The 3,334-nt window shown below is 45.2% G+C and carries 1 protein-coding gene and 1 pseudogene; both read right to left on the bottom strand.

What is annotated here, in order from left to right:
- Positions 1-517 (bottom strand): Bgr_08870 family protein (locus tag ACFIMM_RS06700; protein ID WP_375682618.1); only part of this gene is annotated, 517 nt, incomplete at its 3' end.
- Positions 518-530: 13 nt separating this feature from the next.
- Positions 531-3,334: pseudogene (locus tag ACFIMM_RS06705) on the bottom strand (DUF4815 domain-containing protein); the annotation flags it as partial.

Below are 3,334 nucleotides of genomic sequence, written 5' to 3' on the forward strand. Positions count from 1 at the left end.
TAAACGACGAATTACCCAAAAGTTCTAAGCCACCACTCATAGTGATTTTGCTGGTAAATTTATTATAATTCTGCCATTCATTTGGGCTTGTGAGGTGCCCATAGCTTGTGAGATCTTCGTTGATCTTAGCTCTAAAATCGTCAAGCCCCACAATATCTTCGGTTTTATGTTGGTGTGCGCCTAATAGAGAGACAGCACTGCCAAAAGTGAAGTTATTATTGCTTGATTTATAGAGAACATAATTATTTGCGGCATCTTTTGCGCCTTCGATATCGCTTAAATCGGCAAAAGTGAAGGTTTTATCCGCTGCCATTTTGCCATTGAGAGCGCTTTCTAGATCTGCGATTTCGTTGATCGTATGCGTGTGGTGTAAAGGTGCCTTTTCGTCTACCTTTTCCTCAACAGCCAAAAGAGCTTGATCAATTTTGGTCAAGTTTTCCCGCAAGATTGGGAATTCAGAACTGATAAAACGCCCCTCTTTAGGCAATTCCATGTCGAGTTTTTTGGTTTTGGTCATCTCTGTTCTCCCATCACAATATGCCAGCGCCAAAATCACTCACCATGGACCGCGCTGCTGGTCCACCGGTAAGAGTGAGTTTGAGGCGCGCTTGTTTGGCTGTTTTGTCACTGCTCACAAATTTTCGTTCTGTCCAAAGTGGTTCAGCGAGTTGTTCTGTTTCGTCAAGTTTCAAAGGGGTGAAACCACCATCATCTAGTTGCATCTCCAGTGAAAAGGTTGCACCACCCGGTAAAAAGGTTTTGATATAGCTGGTCAACCTTGCCTTTTCCCCAAAGGTAAAAGCACGCGTGACATAGGTCGCTTCCTTATGGATCTTTCCCGCAATCAATTGAACAGGCGCAAACAAGACGGGTGAGAGCTTTTCGGTGCCTTTGAGAGGCACGAAGTTTTACTTTTTCACTGATATATTCAGTAAGGCTTAGCAATTGAAAGGGCAGGAGTTGATAAATTGTGCCATTGTTTCTTTCAATTTCAAAGATAACAGAACACTCACTTGAAGGCAATTCAATGGCTGCGCGTATTTGCAAATCAGAGCAGTCTACAAGGTCAAAGGTGCCTAAATCGACAATCTTTTCTGTTTGCCTATAGCGGGCAGCGAGCACCCGAAAGGCTAAGGCTTCATCTTGATGAGCGGTCCAGCTCCTAGCATTGACAGAAGAAAAGCGTGGTCCCGTTACATAAGGGTGACTCGAGACAAATCTTTGGTGTTCTGCATCAAAATCCCCAAGCTTTGCTAGTGAGACAGAATGATCAGCATCATCGGTTTTAATGACAAAAGCCGTTAAGCGGTCATCCATCACAAGGAGTGGTACATCATAGCGTGCTTCTGCCCATCCTGCCTTTGCGCCCTTCATAGAATAAAAGCTTTGTGCTTGAATATCGGCGGTCGGATAACCGTTTTCTGTAGTGACCAAATCAATCACCAAATCATGGTTCTCATTACCGATTTTGCAAAGATGAAAGTCAATACCGGTGATTTGCCGTGTTTCATCGGGGGTAAAAACTTGCGCTTGTGGGTCCACTTGCGTCCATATCTTCACCGTGGTGGTGCGCCGCATCACTTTCACATCAATCAGACCTTGACCGGTAAAAAGCCCCGTTGCAATGGTTCCACCTTTTCCCCTTGCCACAACGTTTTTTGTGCCAGCCGTAATATTTTGTGGAATCGTGAAAGCGCCCTCAAGGGTGCCCTTGCTATCGGCAATAAGGAGACTCTTTGGTAAAACATTCACACCATCAAAGGTAAGACTTTCCAAGATTTCGCTACTGCCAAAACCTTCAATTTTAAAGTGAAGGGTAATTTGTCTTAAAAAGTCGATTTGTTCTTGGTGTGTGTTGATGAAATTATCGCTTACTTCTGTTCTACGTATGGTACTGCCGCGATGTTTTCCCATAATGATTTGATTGGTGATACCCGAGAGCCAATCGGTGCGTTGTTCATGCCAAAAGTCTGTTGCGGGTTCAAGGGTTACTGTACCAGGCAGGGGTGCAAAATTTTGATAAGGATTGATTTTTTCGCAAGCCGTTGTCAACTCTTGCGCAATGATCACTTCATTTGTCCAGTCAAGCGTGACAGGCGCTTTTAAAGGAGCAGTATAGAATGTTGGGTCAATGGCAAGCTGTAAAATGCCGTTGCCTACAGCCCCCGTTTGTTGAAAGCCTTCATCTCTGTAAGAGTCATCAAGAAAAGGGTCTGCAAACATGCCCTTTTTGGCAACAGGTTCTTTAGAGTCAACATTGCTTTTAATACGCTCTAATTGCATCAATCGATCAAGCGAAAGCACCCGTTGAAAATAGCGCCACATTTCATCATAGGGGGCAACACGGGTGCCATCATTAACCACAACCGGCGTTTCAAGCCAATTGTTGGTAATGGTTGCAAGGGACAACACATCATCAGGGACACTGGGTGCCATGGGATGATCTACTGAGATACCTTTGATGTAAACCACATTGCCCCCTGTGTTCAGTCCTATGCGGTCAATGCGGGGGAGTTTGTAAGTGTAACTGACGATAATATCACCACCTTGCGCCCCACCTGAGACAGTGATTTCCTGCGCTGTTACTTTATCAGCCGTGATTTTTGCGCGATAGCGGTAAGTCACCTTATAGCTGCTCCCTGCTAAAGGTTCGTCTCCCACCGGTGCCCAATCAATGGTGTCTCCTGTTTTTTTAAAATCTGTGCCTTCTTTAAATTCCTTGCTTCCTTGAACGATTTTGATAAACGCGGTGATGCTTTTATCAGGAACACCATCACGCCCAGCGGCAACGGCACCACGGGTGACGTTAACGGTTTTTTCTTTTGTCAACAAAAGAGACTGAATATCGGCAATAGGAAAATAATAGGGTTTAAAGGTGAAACTTGTTTTCCCTTTTGGGGGCGCAAAAATATGCGTTTCGCTAGGAACAACGCTTGTCGAAAAGTCCTCGAGTTCTTCATGACGCAAAGCCGCTAAGCGTTTGCGTTTAAAGCCATTGATATTGGCTTCTCCTTCTTGAATACTAAACACTTGGCAACCGTTATTGGCTCCCAATGCGCTCACACGGCAGCCACTCACGATATAATGCCCATGGGCGCGGTCGTACGTCGCAATAGCTTGCATGGCGGGTTCAAGCAGTGAGGGCGATTTTTGATCAATCAGAACACCATCTTGTAAAATATAAACCGGAAAGAAAGTGCCATTCTGCGCATCCTCTTTCAGTGCCCAAACAAGCTGTGCTGTTTCGCGTGCCGCTCCGGGCTCTCCTTCTGCTAAGGTACCAGGGACTTGCCCCAATAGCTCTGGATCATCTTCGTGTGTTATCCATTTTTTT

Source organism: Bartonella sp. AP258QHHD, from assembly GCF_042196145.1.
Classification (GTDB): Bacteria; Pseudomonadota; Alphaproteobacteria; order Rhizobiales; family Rhizobiaceae; genus Bartonella.